The organism is Brachybacterium sp. UMB0905 (assembly GCF_002871795.1).
In the GTDB taxonomy this organism is placed as follows: domain Bacteria; phylum Actinomycetota; class Actinomycetes; order Actinomycetales; family Dermabacteraceae; genus Brachybacterium.
This window is the reverse complement of sequence record NZ_PNHL01000025.1, coordinates 1-20,745: the sequence shown is the minus strand read 5'-3', so window position 1 is coordinate 20,745 and position 20,745 is coordinate 1. Positions and strand designations below refer to the sequence as shown.

Sequence of the window (20,745 nt, the reverse complement as noted above, 5' to 3'; positions counted from 1 at the left end):
ACGACAACCTCCCGCAGGTCACCACGACCCGCCATCTCAGGTGTCAACAACAGAAGGGTAAGCCCAGCAATATGGTGCGGTTGTTGGTGTCGTTGTTGGGGGATGTGGAAGCGCGGATCGAAACACTGCAGCAACAGATCGATGCCATGGACCAAGACCCCACAGTGATCGACGACCCGGCGGGGCTGGTTGCCAGTTGGAACGAGCGCTCGCTGAGCCAGCGTCGGTCGCTGCTACGACGGCTCATCCGCCGCATCGACATTGCGCCCGGGCCAGGACCCGCTTCCGAGCGGATGACCATCACTCCGGTGGACACCTGAGTCTGCGAGCATCTCGACCGTACTGGCGAGCTCCATGAGAACCACTGGCGGTGGCTGTGCCACCTTCAGTGCCGTGCAACCGGCCTGCCAGCCGCGCCTAAAACTCTCACGGGCTGCCTCAGTGAACTCAAACGCCTCCAAGATCTCCTCTGCGGGGGAAGCCATCAGTCATCCCCGGTCATCCAGGCTGGCGTAGAAGGCGTCTTCGGCGGCTTGTCGTTCGTTGACTTGGTCGATGACGTATTGGACGAAGTCGGCGTCTCGGTCGGTGATGATGGATTCGTCGTGGGTGGGTTGGGGTTCTTCGCCTGGCCAGGTGGTTTGGCGGGTGGGTCGGTCGCGGTCGAGGCGGGTGCCGGAGGCGGTGACCCAGTCGCGCAGGCGGTGGCGGGCGTCGGCGAAGTCGCGGTGCCATCCCAGGGGTGCGGAGCCGTTTTGTTCGGGGTCGTAGGCGCAGAGCCAGTGCAGGTGCAGTGCGGACAGTTCCCACACCAGTTCGGGGTGGCGGTGCCAGTAGGGCGGGACGACCGCGGCGGGTAGGCCGTAGGTGTGGCGGAGCCAGTCGACCCACCGGTTCAGCTCCAGCAGTTCGGCTTCCAGATCCTGCGCCGATAGCAGGTTCCAGTTGATCGGGTGCGGTGGTTCTGGCAGCGCGCTGGTGTCGGGGAGGTGGGGGTGGTCGTCGAGGATGCCGGGGTCCTCGTACTGGTCGTCGGGCTCGGGGCCGTGAGTGCTCATAACAGGTACCCCCGGGTCACATGCTGAGGCTGTCGGCGGCCGGTGCGGTTTGCTGGTGCTGGGGTGGGTCGAAGGCCTGCCCGACGGCGTCGCGGTTCATGGCGTGGCGGGGTGTGCGGTCGACGTCGTAGCGGGTGCGGGCGGTGTCGTGGCCGATCTTCTTGGCGACGAACTCTTCGCCGGCGATGCGTTGGCCGTCGCGTTCGTAGGTGTAGTCGTGGGCGTAGCCTTCGGCGACGAACTGGTCGCCTTTGGTGAAGCGTGCGAAGGCGCGTTCGGCGGTGGCGCGGTAGAGCACGAGGTTGCCGAAGGAGGGCTCCAGTTTGGTGAAGGTGCCGTCTTCTTCGCGCTGGAAGTTCTCCTGGCCGTAGCGGGCGTAGAAGCGGGCATCGCCGCGTTCGGTGTAGGTCAGCTGCGGGTCGGATGCGATGAACCCGGACAGGGATTCCTGGGTGCGGATGGCCATGACGCGGTACCTCTCAACTCGTGGATGCAGCCCGCTGGTGGTGTGGGCTGCTGGTACCGGTCAGGTGCACCCACCGTCCCGGACTACGCGTCCTGTGTGGGGCCGGTCTGGAGGAGGTGTTCCAGTTCGCGGCGGTCGTGTTTGAGGGTGGCGGCGTCGGGGCGGGTGGGCCAGGCGGTCAGGTCGGTGATGATCGGCGGTGCGGAGCGCAGCAGGGTGACGCCGGTGCCGAACGGGAGGGTGCGGATGCGGTCCGGTGGCAGGATCGGCACCCGCCGTACGGAGCGCTGGTTCGACCTGGTCCCGTGGTCACCGAGGGTGACGGAGTCGGTGTATTCGTCGCGTTCGCCGATGAGGGTGGTGAGGTCTTGAAGGTCGCGACTGTTGGAGGCGCCACCGAGGATGAGTTTGACGATGGCGGCGTCCCAGATCGCTCCGGCTTGGTGATCGGACCACTTGTCGCGCGCCTGCGCCAACGACTGCAAGACGGGCAGCGTGGTGATCCCGGTCCCGCCACCTTCGGCCATCAACGTCGGCAGCGATGGCAGGGGTGCGAGGTTCCCGATCTCATCAAGCGCGAGGAGCAGGGGTGGGTCGAGGCGTGCGCCGGGTGAGCGGGCGGCGAGGCGGCGGGCGGTTTCGATGAGGTCTTCGATGAACGCTGCCACCAGCGCGGCCGACGCTCCGGCGCCGGCACCGGTGGCGAGCAGGTAGAGGGTCCCGGACTCTCGCAGGAAGGTTTCGGGGTCGAAGGGGGTCTCGTTGTCACGGGGTGTGACTGCGTCGAGGACGCGGGGGTCGGCGAGGGCTCCGAGGGCGAGGGCGACGCCTTGCCAGATGGAGTCGCGGGTTTTGGGGTCGGCGTCGATCATTGCTCCGAGGGAGTCGGCCCATCCGGCGGCGGCGTCGGGGTGGTTGGTGAGGATCGCGACCGCTTCGGCCGCGGCGGCGGGGTCGAGGGTCCACCGGAACAAGTCCGCCGGCTTTCGGGAGTCCAACGCGGCGGCGTGGAGGAGGGATTGGAGGGCGGTGCGGGTTTTGCCTTCCCAGAACCCACCCGATTCGACACCACCAGCCGACAGGCCGGTCGCGGAAGCCAGGCCGGTGGCGCGGATCATCGCCGTGAGCGGGTCTTCACAGCCGCGGACGGGTGACCAGCGCATCCCCGCTGGGAGTCCTTCGGCCAGGTGCTGGGGATCGAACACCGCCACCGGGCCACGACGTTGCCGGGCGCGCAGGGTGGCGGTGAGATTGTCGGGGCGCGTGCTGGTGGTGACTACGGGGCCGGGGGCGTCGAGGATGGCGGGGATGACGATGTGCAGGCCCTTGCCGGAGCGTGGCGGGCCGATCAGCAGGATCGAGTCCTCCACGCTCGCCCACACCCCCTGTCCCTTCGAGGTCCCGAGCCGATACCCCACCTCGCCCGGGGCGGGGTTCTTCAGTGACGGCCGCAACGTGGATGCCCGTTTCAGGAGAGCTTTGTCGGAGGCGACTTGGGTGACCTCGTGCCGCGTCGCCGTGCCCGCCAACCGATGCGGATCCACCTGCTGAGCGTGGGAGCGGCGCCGCCAGGCGACCCATCCCCAGCCGCCGAGTGCGACCAGGCCGCCCAGAACCACGACAGTCGTGACCCAGTACGCGACCGGACTGAGACCAGGCGCCCCCAACGCGACTGCGGGGTTGGCGGGGTTGAACAGCACCCCGGCGCCGGCGGCCCAGCTCGCCGCTGGTTGTGGGATGCCGGTGAGGAACGCGGCGACCGACCCGGTTGCGCGGAGGACGAGGGTGAGGAGGAACAGGGCGATGAGGGCGATGAGGGCGGCGTTGGTCAGTTCCTCACCCATCGACCCACTCTGCCGCTGCGAGGTACTCATCGCGTCTCCTGCACGATCAGGGTCCCTGAGGTCCGCCCGACCACCACCATCGGCATCACGGTTGTGTCGGGTGGGGTGATGGTGCCGTTCTCATCCGCCGCGACGTCCTCAGTGATCTGGGCGAGGAGCACCGTTTCACCGGGCAGGAACCCCACCAGCCGGCCCGAATCATCTGTCGGGGGTGCTGGAGTGTCCGCGTCGGCTTCCTCATCGGTAGGGGCTGGGGTGTCTGGCTCGGGTTCGGGGTTTCGGCGTGGTCGGTGGGTGTGGATGATGTCGGTGAAGTGGCTGCCGTCGGACTCATAGACATCCACTCGCACGGGAATATGGCGTTGCTCGGTGAGGTCATCGAGGATGGCTGCGAAGTCACTCCGACCCCACACCTCACCGGCCGGGGGAAGATGCGGCTGTTGGTCGACGGTCACGGTCAGGGTGCCGGTGATGTCGACGGTGATGACCACGTGCCGCAGCACCACCGGCACTGTCTCGCTCGCGTTGTTGCGGCGGTGTCTCAGGGTGGGAAGCTTGGGCATTAGTTGACTCCTGCGGTGAGGCGGCTGCTGGTGTCGAACAGCTCCAGCTCGCCGGGGTGGAGCTGGTGCTGGATGACGAACGAGCGGTTCTTGATCCGCCACAGCCCCTGACCCACCCCGAGGTTCGGCAGCAGGGCTTGTTCGGTGCCGGTCAGGCCGAGGGCGGTGGCGGTGGGGCCGAGCTGATCGGATTCCTGGCGGTAGACGATCCGCGTCTCCGCATTCGCCAACAGACTGTTGGCCAGCGAGCGCATGGCGGAGCCTTCGTCGCCGACGTTGTCGAGGTCGGAGAGTTTGTGGAAGATCAGCATGTTCGCGATCCCGTAATGCCGGGCCAGACGCCAATGCGCATCCATCCGCTTCAACAACGCCGGGTGGGACATCAGCCGCCAGGCCTCGTCATAGATCACCCACCGCTGCCCACCGTTCGGGTCCAGCAGCGCGGATTCCATCCACGCCGAGCTGCAGGTCATCAACACGCTGATGAGGGTGGAGTTCTCGGTCACCCGGGACAGGTCCAGGCTGATCATCGGCAGATCCGGGTCGAACGCCACGGTGGAGGGGCCGTCGAACAGGCCGGCGAGGTCACCGGCGACCAGGCGTCGCAGCGCGTGGCCGACCAGGCGTCCGTCCTCGGCCAGGCGGCCGTCGGGGTCGTGGCTGGGGGTGAGGATGTGGTCGACGACCATCGGCAGGATCGGCACATCGTTCTCCGCCACCGTCGCGGTGAGGGCGAGGTCGATCGCGGTGTGTTCCAACGGCGTGAGCCCCCGCGCCAGCACTGTTTCGGCCAGCGCGCCGATCAGGTCACGGCGTCGGGAGGCGACGGTGGCGGCCCACTCTTGGTCGGTGAGACCGCCGGGGCGGTGTCCCTCATCCAGGGGATTCAGGCGGGTGTGGAGGCCGTGGCCGAGCACGATCGCCTTCCCACCCACCGCTTCGGCGACCGCGGTGTGTTCGCCTTTGGGGTCGCCGGGGACGTAGACGCGGCGCCCGAACGGCAACGACCGCGTATACAGCGACTTCGCCAGCGACGATTTGCCTGATCCGACGATCCCCGCGAGCACCAGGTTCGGGGCGGTGATGATCCCGCGGGCGTAGAGGACCCACGGGTCGTAGACGAAACTGCCACCCGAGTACAGGTCCTGACCGACGAACACCCCATCCGACCCCAGACCGCCTTCGGCCATGAACGGATACGCCCCGGCCAGCGTGGCCGAGGTGTCCTGATGCCGCGGCAACCGCAACCGGCCCGGAGACCGCAACGCCGCCGGCCCCGCCTCACCGGCCGCCGGCAGAAACGTCGTCGACCTGCGCTCCTCCCGTTCCGCCAGCGCTTTCGCCTTCGCCGCCTCCCGCTCGACTCTGGCCTGCTCAGCCTGCAACCGGGCGGCAGCCTGACGACGGGCCTTGCGGGCCTTGCGCCGTTCCGCGGCCGGGGATACCAACACCGCAGCGTGCAGCCGTTCCTTCTCGCTGCTCACAGCGACCGCCCCACCGAAGACGACGTTGCGCCACCCGCTTTGGGCGCGAACCAATCCGTACCGTCAGCTGCACGACGCGGAGACTCAGAGGTGACACCGCTGAACGCGTCCCGTGCAGCGACGACCTCCTCCTCGTCGGGTGTGGGTGTGGTGTCGGGGTGTTCGCGGACCAGTCCGACATATCCCATCTGCGGGTTGTAGGTCAGCACATACCCGTCGGCCTCGAAGGTGCGATCCCACTGTCCGGCCGGCAGCTGGTCGTACACCTCACCGTTCATGAACGCCGCGCCAGTGGTTTCGTCGCCGAAGTCCCACTGCGCCAGATGCGCGATCCCCGCCTGCACCCCCTCAAGATCGATCAGGTCCAGTACCTCATCGGCCTCACTGCCCTGGAGGAACACCACATTCACCCACCGCCGTGAAGGCTCGGGCTCGGGGTTGGTGTGGGTGTGCCAGGCGATCCGACCAGAGGCTTCGTGCGCGTGCATCACCCGGTCAGCGACCTCATCCAGCCCGTCGGCGGCCTGATGCAACTCATCCGCCGCCGCCAACGCCACCGCCTCCGCCGGCGCGCGGTCATCGGTGAACGCGATGTCGCGGTGATCAGCATGCGCACGAGAGAGCTGGTCCAGGACCTGCCGCAACAGCCGCACCGACCCCGACACTTCGCCCAACACTCGGTACGTGTCAGCCGGATCCTCAAAGGCCCGGGTGGCGTGTGCCAACCCGCGCAATCCCTCGTAGGCCTCAGCAGCATCCGCAACTGGATCAACAAACGTCGCCATCCCAACAGTCCTCTCTACGTAACGGCGGTACGCCTATGAGGGAGGTGTGCGATGGTGTCCTCTAATGGCTGTAATGGAGGACAGCCGAATCGACGGATGCGAGGTGCTCATGGAGTTGTCAGTTCCTGTGTGGATGCCCGCGTTCTGGTGGAGAGGCGCAGCGCAGCATGTCCGAGAATGGGTGCTCGAAGACCCGGACCAGCAGGATCACCGTGAACCTCGTTGGAGTGACACTTCCGAGCAGCGCTGGAGACTGATTGCCTCTACCGTTGCCCTCGTCGGAGACGAGCTTGCCGCGGGGCGGTGGACTATCGATGAAGATGACGACACGTACTACGGCATGGTGGCGGCTCCGGTACCGGAACCACTGACGGAGACTGAGCGGCACATCGTGACCTCATGGTTCTCTGCCGGCGAAGCAGTGTGCGTCGACCCCTGGTTCGAGCCCATCACCAACGGGCGGCACCGTCTCTGGAACACGTTGACGCACTTTGGCGATCGGTTGGTTCCCGTCGCCAGCGATGCACTGGGATACGCGACACCGACCAACACCGAAGTTCTTGGCGAAGCGTGGCCTGAGCTGTATCGAGCGCACGTCGACGACCTCGCAGCGATCGAGTGGTTCGACCTGCACGACCCGATGAACTCCCGCTTTGCCCATGCGATCGATCAGGCAGCACGCGGTGAGCACCCTGCACCCCGATAGAACCGTTCGGCTGGTCAGGTGATGCGTCCTAGCATGGAGAGATGCCAGCAATTGGACGCTTCACGCAACTCGTCTTTGAGTGCAAGGACCCCACAGCGGAAGCACTCTTCTGGCAGAAAGTCCTGGATCTTGCACCGGCCACCGGTGATGACCAGTGGTTGACGCTGGACTGGGAGCCTGTCGGACGCCTCTCTTTCCATCGCGTCTCCGATTACGAACCCCCGCAGTGGCCGGGCCACAGAGGCGAGCTGCAGGTTCACCTTGACCTGCTAGTCGATGACCTCTCGGAGGCATGTGCCGCCGTCGAGGCAGCAGGCGGCCACCCACTCACTGACGTCTTGGATCCCGGCCCGAAAGCCTGGCGCATCTACGCTGACCCCGCGGGCCATCCCTTTTGCCTCGTCACAGTGCCCGAATGACCCCTTCCTAGTCGTCAGACCTGGCGGCAGAGTGGGAGGGCTGCGGCGGTGAAGGCTTTGGCTTGTTGTCCGGCGAGGAGTCGGGTTTCGCAGTTGGCTTGGATGGCGGCTTGTTCGAGGGCGGCGACGTGGGCGTCGAGGTCTTCGATCGTGGTGGCGGTGACGGTGATCAGGCCGGTGTAGCGCAGAATGCCGTGGCCGGCGGTGAGGTCGGCTTCTTGCTGGAGGACGTCGTGGTATTCGGCGGTCTGGGAGGCGTCTTCGATCTGTCCGATTTTGGCGCGTTGGGCTTGGTCGGAGATGTGCTCGACCTTCTTCTTGCGGATGTCGCGGGCGGCCTGGTCGGAACGCATGGGGGTGCAGATCAGGGAAAACGACCGCTGGATCCCGCTGGAGAGCAGGATGGGTGAGAGGAAGCCTGGGTAGACCATGGAGCGGGGCCATTCGCTGATCCACAGCACAGCGTGGTGGGCGGAGTCGGTGCGGATACGACTCCAGGTCTCGTTAACGGCGACGGGGCCGGCGGTGGCGAGGTCGTGGCCGATCTGGCCGTGGCGTTCCAAAGTGGCGGCGATCGCGGGGTCGTAGGCCGAGCGCAGGATCACCGCAATCTGGCCGGGGGTGAGCCATCCCGATGGGGTGAGGTCGGCCGAGCGGAGCGCGGCGGTGAGGGTGTTCATCTCTTGACGCAGGACGGCGGCGGCGCCGCGGATACCGCCGCCGGCGGTGCGGATCTGCCTCGCCGCGTTTCTCATGTCGAGGGATACGGAGAGTGTGGTGGCGTGGCGTTCGCCGGCGGGGCCGGCGCGGTCGATGAGTTCGGCGTAGGTAGTGGCAGCCCAGCTGGTGTCCTCGGGCTGGCCATGGGTGGTCCACCATTCGGCCAGTCCGGTGCCGGAGTCGGGCAGGGTGCGTTCCAGGATCTGCAAGGTGGCGATCCTGCCGGAGCGGCAGACGGTGGCCAGGACGCGGCCCCAGGCGGTGACGCGTCGTTCTTGTTCGGCGGGGTCGAGGAGCACGAACGCGGGGTGGGTGATTTCGCACACCACCGTGAGAGTGTTCTGGTGGGGGTCGTGGATCATGCCCGCCCCCGTGGTCGGGTCCTCGTATTCGCGGAGCCGGGCTTGGTCTCCGGGAAGGGCGAGGGTTCCGGCGGGGCGTGGGTTGACGATGCGACGCCGGTAGAGAAGTTGGCCGATGGTGGTGCGGTAGCCCCACCAGCCGGCCACGGGCACCCATTCAATGACCGGCCGTCCCGCGACAGGGACCCAGGTGAGGAGGACGGCGGTGGCCCAGACGGGGGCGGTGTAGGCCAGCCACATCCCGCCCCCGGCATACAGGGCGGTGATGATGGTGGCGATCGCGATCCCGACGGTGACCAGCTGGGCCGCGGACAGGCCCAGCAGGATGCCGCGGCGGGTGAGCCGGGAGAACTTCACCGGCACCAACTCCGAACCGGTCGCATCCGGGTCGTGGCTGTTGTTCTTGGTGCGGCGGCTCATGACTGCGGCTCCTTCCCAGCACTCGACGGCGGTGGCGGAATGTCGGCTGGGGGCGGGTTCGGCACCGGCGCGGACGGTTCCGCCTGCTCACCCCCACCCGGTGAAGATGACCCCGGTTGTGAGCTTGGGGTGCTGGGCGGGGTGGGCTCCCCGCTGGCAGGTGGTGTGCCCGGCTGTGGCGGCGTCTCACCGGGCGCAGGCGCCGGCGGAGTATTCCCGCCATTGCCTCCGCCTCCGTTGTTGGTGGGGGTGTGGTCGGCGGCGTCGGCAGCGGTCTCGGCCTGCTGACCCACCTCGGCGCCGGCTTTCGGTCCCGCGATGGCGGCATCCTTGGCCACCTGTACCCCGATCACGGCCGCGGCCGCAGGACCGGCAGCGGCAGCAGATCCACCGGATGCCGCACCCGTCCCGGAAGCCCCGGATCCAGCTGCTCCGCCAGTTCCAGCACCAGCTTCGGCTCCGCCCTGGGATGCGGAGGGGTTCGGGCTGCTGGGTTTCGGCGGCTGCTTCCCGCCACCACCGTTGCTGTCACCGCCACTGCCGTCGAGGACCTGCTGGGGGTTGCCCGGCTGACGTTCCGGTAGCGGGATGGGGCGATTGAGGGAGTTCTTGGCGTCTTGTTCGGCGCCGATCGCGTGGTACATGTCGAACCCGACGAAGCTGATGAACCGGTACGTCAGGTACGGGGCGAACGCGGCCATCGCCATGAGCACCACCCCGGCCAGCGGGTCGCTGATCGAGGATAGGTCTCCATCGATCGGGGCGGCGACCTGGGTGATCGCGACCAGGAACATCACGACCAGCACGAGCTTGGAACAGATCAACGCGACCACGAACATCGCCCACTTGCTGATCCACCCCGTCGTGGCATCCCACGACGAACCCGACAGTGCCAGGGGCGCGAACACGATCGCGACCAGCAGCAGCGCCTTGCGCACCAGCAACGACAGCCACACGATCGCCGCGGAGGTGATCGCGAGCCCGGCGAGGAAGATCGTGATGATCGCCCCCACCCCGGGGGCGGCGATGTTGATCGCGGTCAGTCCGCCGGCGAGGATCGTGATCTTCTCGCCCATGGATTCGGTGGTCTCGCCGGCGGCTTGGACGATCCCGACACACAGCTGGTCGACCACCTCCAACAGCAGCCCGGTCAGGGTGATCACCACGAACGACCCCAACACGCTCTTGGCGAGGCCGAGGGCGGCTCGGGTGAGGGCGGTGGGGTCACGTCTGATGAGGCCGGTGATGAGTTGGAGGCAGAAGAACAGCAGCATCACGAACACCGCGATGCCGAACAGCAGGTTGTACACCGACAGGTATCCGTCACTGGTGATGTCGACCAGGGTGGTGGCGTCGAAGACGTTCCACACGGCCTCGAACAACCAGCCCGCGGCCGAGCCCATGGCCTGGGCGAGCCAGTCGAACGGGGCCGACACCAATGAGGCGGCAGCCTCACCAGCGGTTTCGCAGACACCTGAGATGACGGGCAGATCACAGATCCCCACCGCAATCACTCCTCACACACGCGGGTTGGAACGGTTGGGTAGGGGCTTAGACGGATTGGCCGACGTTCCAGAAGAAGTTGATCAGCGTGACCGCAGCGCCGCAGATGATCGCTGCCCCGCAGGAGACCAGGACACCGACCTTGCCGCGGCCGGCCAGGTGCGGGTTGGAGGAGTTCGCGCCGAAGCCCCACACGATCGCGGAGATGATCAGCGCCAGCACCGACAGGATCAGCCCGATCGTCATCACCGCCCCCACGATGTTGCGCAGCTGCGCGATCCCCGGCAGCCCATCATCGTTCGGCGTGATGTCCACCTCCATCGGCAGCATCATCGGCAGCGTGGGCAGGACAGACGTCATCAGATCAAGCACAGCAAGCTCCTCACAGACAGAAGGACGAAAGGGACCCGCCCCCGGGACGTGACCGGGAGGGCAGGCAACCAGGAGAGGTCTGCCTGTCAGGTGTGCAGCCTGCTCCTGTTGTGATCGACGGCCCTCGGTGCTGCTGCGATACTTCGAGGGTGAAGTTCAAGCGCAGGAATCTGGTCGCGTTGGCTGACTTGGTGGTCGGTAACGTGGGACGTGACGATGCCGAGACCGAGGATGAGGCCAAGTACTTTCCCTACCGGTCGAGTTCCCGGATTACGGAGTTCTTTCAGGACCTTGATACCGAGTATCGACACGACGGCTCGACGCGCAGGGAGTGGGTTGCGGACGTTCTCGACGAGATTTTGGCTCAACCGCACGAAGGTCCGAGCCATCCTCCGGAGTTGTTCTGCCGCTTGATCGATCAGCTCATGAGTCCCGCTGATCGCCTCAACGAAGGACCTGACCGGCCCCGCGCTCTGGCTCTCCTCAACGCTGTTCTGGAGCGCGAGGGGTTTCACGCGTTCTACGCGGAGGACAACCACTGCTACCTCCGGCACATGGGTACCCAGTCAGTGACCGTGCTGGCCGCCAACCCGCATCGGCCGTTCAGCAAGGCAGAGCAGGAGCGTCGCAAACTCCTTGCTGCCTATCTGGACTCGTGTAGCGAGGACGACCTCATCGAGAAGATCCTGCTCCCGATGTTCAGACAACTCGGCTACCACCGCATCACTGCGGCAGGGCACAAGGACAAATCGTTGGAGTATGGCAAGGACGTGTGGATGCGTTACACGCTGCCTACGCAACACGTCTTGTACTTCGGCCTTCAGGCCAAGAAGGGCAAGCTTGATGCCTCGGGCGTCACCAAGGCTGGCAATGCGAATATGGCCGAGATCCATAACCAGGCCCTCATGATGCTCGCCCACGAGATCTTCGATCCCGAAGTCAACCGTCGAGTGCTGGTCGATCACGCGTTCATCGTGGCTGGCGGCGAAATCACCAAGTCAGCTCGAAACTGGCTGGGCAACGCCCTTGACGCATCCAAACGTAGCCAGATCATGTTCTTGGACCGTGACGACATCTTGAACCTGTACGTCGTCAGCACCCTCCCGTTGCCGGATGAAGCACAGCCGTCCTCGCCACCCAACCCTTGGCTGAAGACCGACGAACCACCGTTCTGACAGCTGTCTTCGAGCTGCTCACAGCTGGTCGCCGAGGTTGATGAGCCAGTTGAGCCAGGTGATGCCGGCGCCTGCGAGTGCGGCGGTGCCGAGGGCGACGAGGAGTCCGGTGCGGGCTTTGGTGGCGGTGGTGTGGTTGCCGTTCGCTGTGGCGATGGCCCAGGTGATGCCGGAGATGAGCATGGTGAGGACGGTGGTGATGAGGACGAACGTCAAAAGGGCGCCGATCACGTTGTGGAGGGTGGTGTTGTCACCGAGGGCGCCGAAGTCGGGGTAGATGTTCACGGGTATCAGCTGCCTTCTTTGACGGTGATGTGGACGTGGTCGTAGTGGCCGCCGGTGACGTCGTTGGGGTCGTGCATGCCACCGCCGTTGTAGGGACGCCAGCCCTCGGCGTCGCGGGCGAGGGACCAGATCTGGCCTTGCCAGATGAGGTACTCGACGCCGAGGGTTTCGGCGTTGTCTTTGAGCCAGTTCGTCAGAGCCCATCCGGCTTCGAGCTGCTGGGGTGTGGGGCGGGTGCCGATGGCGTTGCCGAAAGTGACGTCACAGGCCCGCCCGAGGGGGTGTTCGGATTTGGTGCCGGGGCGGGGTGAGTAGCAGGCCCAGGAGCTGTCGGGGTAGGTGGCGAGGGCTTGGGTGTAGACGTGGAGCATGCGGGCGGTGATCTGTCCGTCGGTGGTGGGGTCATCGACCTTGCGGTCCGGGTCTCCGGCATCGGGTCCTTGGGGCGGCGTGGGCTGGGTCGCGGCCGGGTTGCAGCCTTCCTGCTCGACCGGCGTGGTGGGGGCTGGAAGGTTGCCGGTGGTGTGTTGGTCGAGCCAGGGCTGGGGGTCGGTGAACTCGCCGTCGCTGCCGCCTTGGCGGAGTTCGAAGTGCAGGTGCGCGCCGGTGGAGTAGCCGGCCGAGCCGACATCGCCGATGTGTTGTCCGGCGGTGACGTGGTCGCCGACGTTGACGTGAAAGCCGTTCTCCCACAGGTGGGCGTAGGCGGTGGCGATCTTCTGCCCGCCGATGGTGTGTTCGATGATGATCAGTCCGCCGTACCCGCCGGACATCGAGGCGTGGGTGACGATGCCGTCGGCGGCGGCGAGGATGGGGGTGCCGTCGGGGCGGAGTAGTCCGCGCCGGTGTGGAGCTTGTTCTCCCCGGTGATGGGATGGACCCGCATCCCAAACGGCGAGGTGGCGACCCAGGTGCCTTCAGGCAGCGGGAAGACCACACGCCCGGTCTCCGGCAACGGTGGACTGGTGGTGCTGGGGGTGGTGAGGGTGGTCAGGATCTGTTCGGCGACGGGCTCGTAGTTCGCATACCGGTCGGGGTAGGCGGAGACTTCGACGGCTTGGGCGGCTTCGCCTTTCGACAGGGTCTGCCAGCCGGGGATGTCGAGGAGGCCGCGGGGTGAGGGGTGGTTGGGGCCGGTGGGTCCGCCGAAGAATGCGCGGGCTTGGTAGACGGGGTCCATGAGGTCGGGGACGGTTCCCCATCCGGCTTGGGGTCGCATCTGGAACAGGCCGAGGCTGTCGTGGTCGGAGGCGTCCCCGTCATTGGGGTGATTCCCGGATTCGGGGTAGACGCTGGTGTTGGCCAGCATTCGCAGGTTCGACTCGGTGAGGGCGGCCATGAGCGCGATCTGCAGCCCGTCACGCGTGACGCCTTCGATCTGGGAGCCGGTCTGGATGATGGTGGCAGCGTGGGTGAGCTGGGTGGTGTTCAGCGTGAAGGTCTGCCCGTCGGCGGTCGTCACGTCCAGTGAGTCCGGTACGGGCCCCACCACCGACGGGCCAGTGGTGCTGGTGGTGCAGGAGGCGTTGGCGCCGGGGCTGAACATCATCCCAACCCCCAGCAGGATCAGGGCGGGGCTGAACAGCACGAGCACGGCAGCGATGACGGCGAGTTTCTTCACGGCCAGGTCACCGCAGCGGGTTGTCGAGCTGTGACAGGCGCAGCAGGTGGCAGGTGTCGTAGGTCGGCGCGCAGACCACGAACACCGTGAACTCCACCTTGTGGGCCGAGTCGACCGGTTCACCGTTCCAGGTCCCGGTGCGGTGCCGGGTGCCCTCGATGGTGTAGGCGACCGTGCCGGGTGCGAGTTGCCCCTCGGGTGCCTGGGCGAGGGCTTCGCCCCACTGGTCGGGGATGTAGGCGCGGTCGATTATCAGATGCTGACTGGTGCCGTACTCACGCAGGTCCTGCCATGCGGTCCGCGAGGGCAGGTAGGCGGCGACGTCGGTGGCGAGGCCGACTTGTTCGGCGCCGCTGGGGTCCCCGACGGCGAGGATCGCGGAGGTGTAGTCCAGCGGGAGCAGCCCGGTGGTGGTGTCCCACGCGAACAGCGTGGTCGTGACATTGCGAGCGAACTGCTCCGGATCAGCGCTCCGCGCCACCGGTGGCACCGACGGCGCCCCGGACGCTGAAGGGCTCGCGGTTGCTGGGGTGGTTGCGGAGGGTGACGGGCTGGTGGTGATGGTCGGTGACGTGCTCGGGGTGCTGGTCGGGGTGTGGGGGCCGGTGGCCAGGCCGTAGATCCCGACCCCACACACCAGGGTCGTGACCGAGCCGGCAGCGATCAGCACGAGCCGGCGACGCGACGAACGATCAGAAGTGTCCATGCCCAGCAGGTGCGCCCACGCACCCCAAATACCAGCAGGCAGAAGCTAGATGGCGCGCAGCTGCGGACGGCCACCCGCCGGTCCGTCATCCTGCTCATCGACAGTGCCGCAGGCGGCGGTGGTGGTGTCGTCGGGGTTGGTGAGGGCGGCTTGGAGGGCGTCGGCGAACGCGACCGTCTGTTCGATCACGCGCAGGAACGTGGCGACCTGTTCGTCGGTGAGTTCGACGGCGAGCACAGCCGGGTCGTAGTGGGTCCACCACTGATCCAGTTCGGTCCACGTCACCACGAACGCCCGTACCGGGTACTGCACCGGCGCGCCCTCCGCGTCGTTCTTGGGCTTCTTGGTCGGGGCGGGCTTCGGTCTGCCGGTGGATTGGATGCGGGCGAGGGCGTCGGCCGCGGCCTGATGCAACGCCTCATCGCCAGCATCGGGGCTGGCGGTGTGGTTGCGGATGGTCTCGTAGATCGGATGGACCGGGCTCCCCGCATCGATCTGCTCCAACCCCTGCCTTGCTGCTGCCCGCACATGTTCGGGCAGCGTCTCATCGTCGGCGGCGTGTTCGAGGAAGCCGATCTTGTCCAGCGTCTTGTATGAAGCCCCACCGGGAATCATTCCGGCAGCCTGCTCACGAGCCTCACCGGTGGCTCCCGACGGTTCCGGAAATTTTCCGGGACCGTCGGTTCCGGGCTGGTTGTCGCTGCGGACCTGGGTCGCGGCCTTGCGACGCGCAGCATCCTCGGCCATGAGAGATTTCAGTTCGTGGTAGAGGGCGGCGGCTTCCAGCGCGGTCAGTGGCTTGTGTAGGACGTTGTCGTCTTGTTCGGCCAGCAGGTGGCCGAGACGGTCGGAGATGCCGGAGCGGACCCACACGTTGACGGTGCGCCAGCCGAGCTGCTTGATCGCCGCCAGCCGTCGTGCCCCGCAGATCAGCACCCCGTCGGGGCTGACCGTCAACGGCTGCAACAACCCATCGCGCTCAATCGACGCCGCCAGCGCATCGATGTCACCCAGGTCGGCACGGTGACGTCGGCCGACATGCAGGGAGTCGACGGCGCGGTCCAGCTCGATGTGCCCCGGGGTGCTCATGACCGCACCCGTTCCCGCCCCGGTATTGCGCGGACGATCACGGCGACCAGGGCGTCATCGCCCAACAGGTCCGCCAGCGTTTCCCCGAGCAGCAGACGTAGCAGGATCCCGCGCCCAGCCGTCGTGGTGGCGTAGGCAGGTTCCGGGTGGCCCAGCAGGACACGTAGGAGGCACGTCCAGGCGGGGGCGGGGAGGTCGAGCAGTGCGCGGGCGTGTTTGTCGCGCCGCAAGGCTTCGTAGGTGCCGCGCCGGGACCCGATCCGGGCCAGGGCGTTGGTGACGTGATCCACCCCTGCCCGGGCGGAGGCTTCTGGCCAGCCCAGCAGCACGAACAATCGGGTCGCGTCCGCGACTGCTGCCTGCACGCTCGCATCCACATCCGCGCTTGGCTCCGCATCCTCACGGTGGTGGGGGTCGGTGAGCTGGAACGCGGGATGGTATTCGTACAGGGGTGTTTCGCGGTCGGAGAACCGTTCGGGGTCGTGGTGGGCGGAGATGTGGGCGCGGCGGGCCTGGTGGACCGAACACATGAGCCCTTGGGCGCGTTCTTCGTAGATGCAGGTGATCCGCACCGCATGCGTGACCACCGCCCACGGATCCGCGGCGTTCCGCGCCGCAGGCGTTCGCATCACATCAAACGCCGCCGAGGCCGCCTCCCACACATCCAGGCCGTGCTTGCGCGCCAAGGGTGCGAACCGCTCCGCCGCGAACTCCAGCAACTGTTTGGCTTGGGGGTTGTTGCGCCATCCGTGCTCGGCCAGATGCTCCAGCAGAGCCCGCAGCCCCTCACTGGTGCGGAAGTCAGCACTGTCGCGATGGGGTGTCGACGACGTTGTCGACGACGTCCCGGTCTCAGCGGTGCCGGTGGTTGGTGTTGTGGTGTGGGTCATGGTGGTGCCTCCTGACAAGCAGGTGCGCACCTCCACCCCAGACAGCGGCGGCAGTGGTGTCGTCGTGTTGGCGAGAGTCGTCATTGCTGGTCACCACGCTCAGCTCATCCCCACCGCGGACCGACCCGGCACCGACTGTGCCCGGCCCCGGCCGAAGGCCGACAACGGCGCCAACCGTGCAGCCCGATCACCGACGCGCCGTGCACCCACCGTGATGCCGTGGCGGGTCTTCTGGCTCAGTGCGGTCTGGAAGTGGATGCCGCGGCCAGCGACTGTGGCGCCACGTCGGGCCATCAGATCGGTCGGACGCACCCACTCCACACCCCGCCCCACCTGCCCACTCACAGGCCGGCTTATCGTCCGGGCGGTGCGGGCCTTGACCGCATCCGGCACCCCTTCCGCACCCTCACCCAGCCCCGGAGCACCAGCGTCTGGTCCGTCGATGTCGGGTGCGAGCTGCTCATCGAGCTCTTCCACCGGCGCCTTGGGCGGGACAAAACCGCCTCGCTCACACACCGTCTCCTGGTCGAGATTCTCGGCGTGGGTGCCGGGGGTGGTCAGGGCGAGTTCTTCGGGATCGGGTGGGCCGTAGTCGTCGTGGACCGGCGGCTCGGAGCGGTAGTGCTCGTGTTCGTGGGTGCTCATGATGTCTCCTTCATCGATGGATTGGTGCCAGGTTCAGAACTCCTCGTTGTTGGGGAGGTGAGCCAGCGGCCCACCGTGGACGGATGCACGCCCAGCTCGGCGGCAATCTGCTTGTTCGACCACCCCTCACTCCGCAACCCGGCAGCCCGCTCCCGCCGACCCACCCCAGCCATCTCGGGAACGCCTCGAACGGTCTCCTCATCAGGAGCTGTCGGAGTCGAAGCCTCGGGCGCGGGCTTTGCCCCGACGTGCTTCATCGGAGACGGACCGGATTCCGGTGTGGTCGGTCGTTCATCGCCAAGGCCGACGGTGTCGCTGGCTTCGTGCTGCGCGAGTGCCGCCGGTGACGGTTCTGCCTCGATGCCCGGTCTTGGGGCTGGTGTGGGCTCGTCGTGCTGTTGGGCGATGGTTTGCCAGATCACGGTCTGCGGCTCGGGGCCGGTGGCGCGGGTGAGGATGACGGTGAGGTGGGTGATCGCCAGCAGCACCACGGGCGGAACGGCGGCGATCGCTGCCGCCAACAGGGCCGGGACGTCGGCGTCCGCGGCCACGATCGCGTGCAGGGCGTTGGCAGTGACCGAGACGACGGCACCGCCGATCAACAGGGCCCAGGGGTACCAGGCAGCCTTCTGGCCCGCGAGTGCGACGACGGCGACGGTGGCGACCACGATGATGCCGTCGACGATCAAGGGCCACGCCCACGCCTGACCTGCCCCGATGCCCGAACGGGCCGCGAGATCAGCTAGAGAGGTGAAGGACAGCCAGAATGCCCCGATCGCGATGAACACCGTCCCCGCGACCGCCGTCCACACTGCCCACCGCCGCACCCTCACGCCAGCCCCCAGCCCGCGCCCACCGGCACCCGCACCGGAGATGCTGCCGCTGGTTCGGTGGCCCTGGGTGCTGTGGACGTGGTGGGGTGGGCGGTGCGGTAGGCCGACCGCACGGTGGCGGCGATCTCCCGCGGACCCAACCCCACCTCAGCGGCAGCCGCGCCCAGCACATCCACCGCCGTGGCAGGTGCGATGTCGTGTTCCGCGGCCCGGCAGGCCGCCCAGAACAACCCCCGATTCCGCTCGCCCTCACCCAAACCCGCCACCCACGCAGCCAGCCGCGCCACCACCACCCCAGGCTCGCTCTGAGCCATGCCGCGATCAGCAGCGCGCGGTCGCAGGACGGGCCGGGGGTCGAGGAACTTCCGCAGCGCGTCACTGCCGATTCCGCCCGCCGCCCCTTGCCGAACAGTCGCCAACCGATACGAGCCAACGGGAGTGTGTGAGGGTGGGATCACGATGTAGCCGCCATCCCCGCGGAAATCCACACCGACCCGGGCAGCCTGCCACGACCGCTGCACCACATCCGGCGTGGCCGGGTAGTAGCCATGCCGTCCACCCGAGGGGGAGACCACCGTGAACACCGGCATCCCCACCCGCCCCGCATCAAAGGCGCGGCGCATGCTCTCCCGGCCATCCACTTGCTCGCGGGCATCAACATCCACGACCACGACACCGGAGACCGCCCCGGTCGGCAGCCCCAGGTTCGCCTCCGGCCATCGCGTCCACCATTGCGTGATCTGGGCGAGGTCGGTGGTGGCGTCGTGAAACCCGCGCGGCGTCAACGGGCGCTTTTGCCCGGGCACGCACGGAAACACCGGCACCCCCGCCGATGCAAGATCACTCGCCACCCGCCCCAGCGACCGATCCGAGCCAGGAGCGAGAAGGCTGGCGAGGCGGTAGAGGCTCGGGCTCATAGCGCCACCGCCTCACGCCCCGACACCACCCGCCCCACCGACTCCGACACCGCCGGCGCCGCCGAGGCCTGCCGTGTCGAGGGTTCGCGAGCGGGGGTGTCGCGTTCCAGACCGGGCGGGGTGCCGTTGCCGACCTGGGTGGTGTCGAGCTGCTCTAGAATCCCCAGCGAGGTCTTGCGGACCCGCTCCCCGGTGGTCTTGACCACCTCGACCGGGTCCTGGCCCTCCATCCGGGCCGCCCACGTCGACACGTACGGGACGGTGTAGCCGGAGGTGTCCATGCCATGCGCGGCACCCACCATCAACGCGACCGATTCGGCCTCCACCTCACCGATCCCACGATGCTGCCGCGCCTCACTGGCGTCCGGGCCATGCAACAGGACGTGGCCGAGTTCATGGGCCAGGGTCTTCACCTGCGCTGCCGGGTCCATGTCCGCACGCACCGACACCACCCGGTTGCTGTAGTCGGTCAGTCCGTTCGCCCCGAAAATCTCCGACGCATCCGCAACCAGCCGCAGCTCGAACCCGGCCGTGTCGACTTGTGTAGCGAGGCCCTCCCACAACCCGGCAGGAGCCTGCCCCTCCAACAACCTCGGAGCCGGAGGTTCAGGGATCGGCTCGCCAGTGGTCTGGGAGGCGTCCCAGACGTAGGCGGGGCGGACGCCGACCATCTTCGTGCGCACCGTCTCACCCGCACGCGGCTTCTCACCCTTCCCAAGGCGTCGCCACGACTCAGCATCCTGCGGGGTTGCTGAGGCGAACCGTCCCGTCACCGGCGCCAGAATCTGATATCCCGGCTGCCCCTTGGAGACCTGGCGACCCAACTGCTGCCACTGCCTATACCCGGCGACATGGGACGGCACTGGGTCCGGCACCAGACCCAGGCCGTAGGCCTCCTGATGCTGGGTGAAGATCAGAATCGTGTTCGCGAACGACCGTGCTCGGAACCGGGCTGCGAACGCCAACGCCCGGGCCCAATCCTCACCGGAGACCAGCTGCTCGACCGCACCCGTCAGCCGCTCATGCAGCGCATCAAGCTTCGCCTCCCGCGCCGCCCGAGCATCCTTGCCCGAGGTTGCCATGCCGGTCTCCTTCCGCGAACCTGTCTACCGGGTCGAAGAACCGACCCGGTGACCATCAGGTACGCCGGAACCACCAGCACTAGAAGACGGACAACAAGGAACCCCTACAGTGACCGTCAGGAACCCAACGAACCCGACGTGTCATACCCGGCCTAGCAGGTGCGCTGAGATCAGGCCATGCGTTGCTTCCGAAGATGAGCAGAATCGTTACAAGGAAGCGGCGTTTGGAATCATCAACACTGAAGCGATCTCGACTTCTTGGCCACAGCGCGGGCACTTGGCGTACCCGTCAGTGAGGGGTGTGACGGGCCGAGCGCGTTGCTGAGACTGGTCACGGTACTCAGTAGGAAGGAGGCCAGTGATGCGTCGAAATTGTCGCGCAGCATTGCCTCGGCTGCGCCATCCCACTTCGTGCATCAGTTCACCGACAGGACGTCGGCTGCGCGCGAGCAGTGTCGCGAGCTGGACGCAGCGAACCCGCGTCAGGTACTTCATCGGGCTGATCCCGTACCGTCGCGCGAAAACTCTACCCAACTGAGACGGCGAAATGTGCACCTCTCTTGCCAGTGACTCCAGAGTCCATTGCACTTCCGGCCGGTCGTTGAGTAGTGATGCAGCAATCTCAGCAGGGTCAGGCTCCGCCACTTGACGTAGAGACCCCATGCGGTTGCGACTCATGGGAGCCTCCGAAGACCCATCCGCGTGGAGGTCGAGTGCTTAGCCTCGATCTTTCATGGTGCTGCTGAGCGGCGGTGTCCGGCGTCGTTGCCGGTGTGCGCGAGCTGATTGTGGCATGAGGG

General features: G+C 67.0%; 21 protein-coding genes and 2 pseudogenes. 4 read left to right on the top strand and 19 right to left on the bottom strand.

Translation table 11 applies throughout. The features are described from left to right. Window positions 1-320: pseudogene (locus CJ197_RS15260) on the top strand (hypothetical protein); the annotation flags it as partial. 168 nt (window positions 321-488) lie between these two features. Here the strand turns inward: CJ197_RS15260 and CJ197_RS14325 are convergent. The 6 genes from CJ197_RS14325 to CJ197_RS14300 all read right to left on the bottom strand — a co-directional run bounded on the left by CJ197_RS14325 (window position 489) and on the right by CJ197_RS14300 (window position 6,200). Further along, window positions 489-1,058 carry a hypothetical protein gene (locus CJ197_RS14325; protein WP_102237409.1) on the bottom strand — a complete coding sequence of 190 codons (570 nt, stop codon included), beginning with the start codon at window positions 1,056-1,058 and terminating at the stop codon, window positions 489-491. 16 nt (window positions 1,059-1,074) lie between these two features. Further along, entirely contained in the window at window positions 1,075-1,524 is a 450-nt protein-coding gene (locus tag CJ197_RS14320; protein WP_102237408.1) for a single-stranded DNA-binding protein, read from the bottom strand. 83 nt (window positions 1,525-1,607) lie between these two features. After that, on the bottom strand, window positions 1,608-3,398 hold the full coding sequence (locus CJ197_RS14315; RefSeq protein WP_102237407.1) for a type IV secretory system conjugative DNA transfer family protein: 1,791 nt from the start codon (window positions 3,396-3,398) through the stop codon (window positions 1,608-1,610). Beyond that, complete coding sequence (locus tag CJ197_RS14310; RefSeq protein WP_102237406.1) at window positions 3,395-3,931, bottom strand: hypothetical protein; 537 nt, start codon at window positions 3,929-3,931, stop codon at window positions 3,395-3,397. The genes CJ197_RS14315 and CJ197_RS14310 overlap by 4 nt, the downstream gene beginning before the upstream one ends. After that, the gene (locus CJ197_RS14305; protein WP_102237405.1) at window positions 3,931-5,415 is read right to left on the bottom strand and encodes an ATP-binding protein; all 1,485 of its coding nucleotides are present in this window, start codon (window positions 5,413-5,415) and stop codon (window positions 3,931-3,933) included. Before CJ197_RS14305 ends, CJ197_RS14310 begins: the two co-directional genes overlap by 1 nt. Beyond that, complete coding sequence (locus CJ197_RS14300; protein WP_102237404.1) at window positions 5,412-6,200, bottom strand: hypothetical protein; 789 nt, start codon at window positions 6,198-6,200, stop codon at window positions 5,412-5,414. The genes CJ197_RS14305 and CJ197_RS14300 overlap by 4 nt, the downstream gene beginning before the upstream one ends. 73 nt (window positions 6,201-6,273) lie before the next feature. Between CJ197_RS14300 and CJ197_RS14295 the strand changes: the two genes are divergently transcribed. Together CJ197_RS14295 and CJ197_RS14290 are read left to right on the top strand one after the other, a co-directional pair. Next, complete coding sequence (locus CJ197_RS14295; RefSeq protein ID WP_146007791.1) at window positions 6,274-6,906, top strand: hypothetical protein; 633 nt, start codon at window positions 6,274-6,276, stop codon at window positions 6,904-6,906. A gap of 41 nt (window positions 6,907-6,947) precedes the next feature. Beyond that, on the top strand, window positions 6,948-7,325 hold the full coding sequence (locus CJ197_RS14290) for a VOC family protein (protein WP_005886241.1): 378 nt from the start codon (window positions 6,948-6,950) through the stop codon (window positions 7,323-7,325). Window positions 7,326-7,339: 14 nt separating this feature from the next. Here the strand turns inward: CJ197_RS14290 and CJ197_RS14285 are convergent, their stop codons facing one another. Genes CJ197_RS14285 through CJ197_RS14275 form a run of 3 tightly spaced genes read right to left on the bottom strand, consistent with a single transcriptional unit; the run spans window position 7,340 to window position 10,690 of the window. Beyond that, on the bottom strand, window positions 7,340-8,827 hold the full coding sequence (locus tag CJ197_RS14285; protein WP_102237402.1) for an SCO6880 family protein: 1,488 nt from the start codon (window positions 8,825-8,827) through the stop codon (window positions 7,340-7,342). Beyond that, window positions 8,824-10,332, bottom strand: coding sequence for a conjugal transfer protein TrbL (locus CJ197_RS14280; RefSeq protein ID WP_102237401.1), 1,509 nt, complete (start codon window positions 10,330-10,332; stop codon window positions 8,824-8,826). Before CJ197_RS14280 ends, CJ197_RS14285 begins: the two co-directional genes overlap by 4 nt. A 46-nt stretch (window positions 10,333-10,378) precedes the next feature. Continuing rightward, window positions 10,379-10,690 (bottom strand): DUF6112 family protein, encoded by a 312-nt coding sequence (locus tag CJ197_RS14275; protein WP_034375318.1) that lies wholly within the window; start codon window positions 10,688-10,690, stop codon window positions 10,379-10,381. Window positions 10,691-10,851: 161 nt separating this feature from the next. Here CJ197_RS14275 and CJ197_RS14270 point away from each other — a divergent pair, with 161 nt between their 5' ends. Further along, window positions 10,852-11,877 (top strand): hypothetical protein, encoded by a 1,026-nt coding sequence (locus tag CJ197_RS14270; protein WP_102237412.1) that lies wholly within the window; start codon window positions 10,852-10,854, stop codon window positions 11,875-11,877. Window positions 11,878-11,895: 18 nt separating this feature from the next. Here the strand turns inward: CJ197_RS14270 and CJ197_RS14265 are convergent, their stop codons facing one another. The 10 genes and pseudogenes from CJ197_RS14265 to CJ197_RS15955 all read right to left on the bottom strand — a co-directional run bounded on the left by CJ197_RS14265 (window position 11,896) and on the right by CJ197_RS15955 (window position 20,608). After that, complete coding sequence (locus CJ197_RS14265) at window positions 11,896-12,162, bottom strand: DUF6112 family protein (RefSeq protein WP_102237400.1); 267 nt, start codon at window positions 12,160-12,162, stop codon at window positions 11,896-11,898. 5 nt (window positions 12,163-12,167) lie between these two features. Then, a pseudogene (locus CJ197_RS15810) lies at window positions 12,168-13,783 on the bottom strand (M23 family metallopeptidase). Between the two features lie 7 nt (window positions 13,784-13,790). Then, window positions 13,791-14,489 carry a hypothetical protein gene (locus CJ197_RS14255; protein WP_102237399.1) on the bottom strand — a complete coding sequence of 233 codons (699 nt, stop codon included), beginning with the start codon at window positions 14,487-14,489 and terminating at the stop codon, window positions 13,791-13,793. Window positions 14,490-14,534: 45 nt separating this feature from the next. Further along, window positions 14,535-15,578, bottom strand: coding sequence for a ParB N-terminal domain-containing protein (locus CJ197_RS14250; protein WP_102237398.1), 1,044 nt, complete (start codon window positions 15,576-15,578; stop codon window positions 14,535-14,537). Then, window positions 15,575-16,468: a hypothetical protein gene (locus CJ197_RS14245; protein WP_102237397.1), complete on the bottom strand. Its 894-nt coding sequence runs from the start codon at window positions 16,466-16,468 to the stop codon at window positions 15,575-15,577. Before CJ197_RS14245 ends, CJ197_RS14250 begins: the two co-directional genes overlap by 4 nt. Window positions 16,469-16,567: 99 nt before the next feature. After that, the gene (locus CJ197_RS14240) at window positions 16,568-17,113 is read right to left on the bottom strand and encodes a hypothetical protein (RefSeq protein ID WP_233191006.1); all 546 of its coding nucleotides are present in this window, start codon (window positions 17,111-17,113) and stop codon (window positions 16,568-16,570) included. Beyond that, window positions 17,110-17,925 carry a DUF2637 domain-containing protein gene (locus CJ197_RS14235; protein ID WP_102237396.1) on the bottom strand — a complete coding sequence of 272 codons (816 nt, stop codon included), beginning with the start codon at window positions 17,923-17,925 and terminating at the stop codon, window positions 17,110-17,112. The genes CJ197_RS14240 and CJ197_RS14235 overlap by 4 nt, the downstream gene beginning before the upstream one ends. A gap of 17 nt (window positions 17,926-17,942) precedes the next feature. Then, window positions 17,943-18,731 carry a bifunctional DNA primase/polymerase gene (locus CJ197_RS14230; RefSeq protein WP_233191005.1) on the bottom strand — a complete coding sequence of 263 codons (789 nt, stop codon included), beginning with the start codon at window positions 18,729-18,731 and terminating at the stop codon, window positions 17,943-17,945. Between the two features lie 128 nt (window positions 18,732-18,859). Further along, window positions 18,860-19,945 carry an ArdC-like ssDNA-binding domain-containing protein gene (locus tag CJ197_RS14225; protein WP_102237394.1) on the bottom strand — a complete coding sequence of 362 codons (1,086 nt, stop codon included), beginning with the start codon at window positions 19,943-19,945 and terminating at the stop codon, window positions 18,860-18,862. Window positions 19,946-20,152: 207 nt separating this feature from the next. Further along, a complete protein-coding gene (locus CJ197_RS15955) occupies window positions 20,153-20,608 on the bottom strand; it encodes a helix-turn-helix transcriptional regulator (protein WP_366127971.1) in 456 nt (151 codons plus the stop codon). Window positions 20,609-20,745: the final 137 nt, after the last annotated feature.

Excerpts from the sequence above, each read along its gene's own strand:
- CJ197_RS14300 (WP_102237404.1), bottom strand. The coding sequence starts at position 6,200 with ATGGCGACGTTTGTTGATCCAGTTGCGGATGCTGCTGAGGCCTACGAG.
- CJ197_RS14225 (WP_102237394.1), bottom strand. The coding sequence starts at position 19,945 with ATGGCAACCTCGGGCAAGGATGCTCGGGCGGCGCGGGAGGCGAAGCTT.
- CJ197_RS14290 (WP_005886241.1), top strand. The coding sequence starts at position 6,948 with ATGCCAGCAATTGGACGCTTCACGCAACTCGTCTTTGAGTGCAAGGAC.
- CJ197_RS14310 (WP_102237406.1), bottom strand. The coding sequence starts at position 3,931 with ATGCCCAAGCTTCCCACCCTGAGACACCGCCGCAACAACGCGAGCGAG.
- CJ197_RS14295 (WP_146007791.1), top strand. The coding sequence starts at position 6,274 with ATGGAGGACAGCCGAATCGACGGATGCGAGGTGCTCATGGAGTTGTCA.
- CJ197_RS14255 (WP_102237399.1), bottom strand. The coding sequence starts at position 14,489 with ATGGACACTTCTGATCGTTCGTCGCGTCGCCGGCTCGTGCTGATCGCT.
- CJ197_RS14240 (WP_233191006.1), bottom strand. The coding sequence starts at position 17,113 with ATGAGCACCCACGAACACGAGCACTACCGCTCCGAGCCGCCGGTCCAC.
- CJ197_RS14320 (WP_102237408.1), bottom strand. The coding sequence starts at position 1,524 with ATGGCCATCCGCACCCAGGAATCCCTGTCCGGGTTCATCGCATCCGAC.
- CJ197_RS14315 (WP_102237407.1), bottom strand. The coding sequence starts at position 3,398 with ATGAGTACCTCGCAGCGGCAGAGTGGGTCGATGGGTGAGGAACTGACC.
- CJ197_RS14285 (WP_102237402.1), bottom strand. The coding sequence starts at position 8,827 with ATGAGCCGCCGCACCAAGAACAACAGCCACGACCCGGATGCGACCGGT.
- CJ197_RS14245 (WP_102237397.1), bottom strand. The coding sequence starts at position 16,468 with ATGACCCACACCACAACACCAACCACCGGCACCGCTGAGACCGGGACG.
- CJ197_RS14325 (WP_102237409.1), bottom strand. The coding sequence starts at position 1,058 with ATGAGCACTCACGGCCCCGAGCCCGACGACCAGTACGAGGACCCCGGC.
- CJ197_RS15955 (WP_366127971.1), bottom strand. The coding sequence starts at position 20,608 with ATGGGGTCTCTACGTCAAGTGGCGGAGCCTGACCCTGCTGAGATTGCT.
- CJ197_RS14275 (WP_034375318.1), bottom strand. The coding sequence starts at position 10,690 with ATGACGTCTGTCCTGCCCACGCTGCCGATGATGCTGCCGATGGAGGTG.
- CJ197_RS14250 (WP_102237398.1), bottom strand. The coding sequence starts at position 15,578 with ATGAGCACCCCGGGGCACATCGAGCTGGACCGCGCCGTCGACTCCCTG.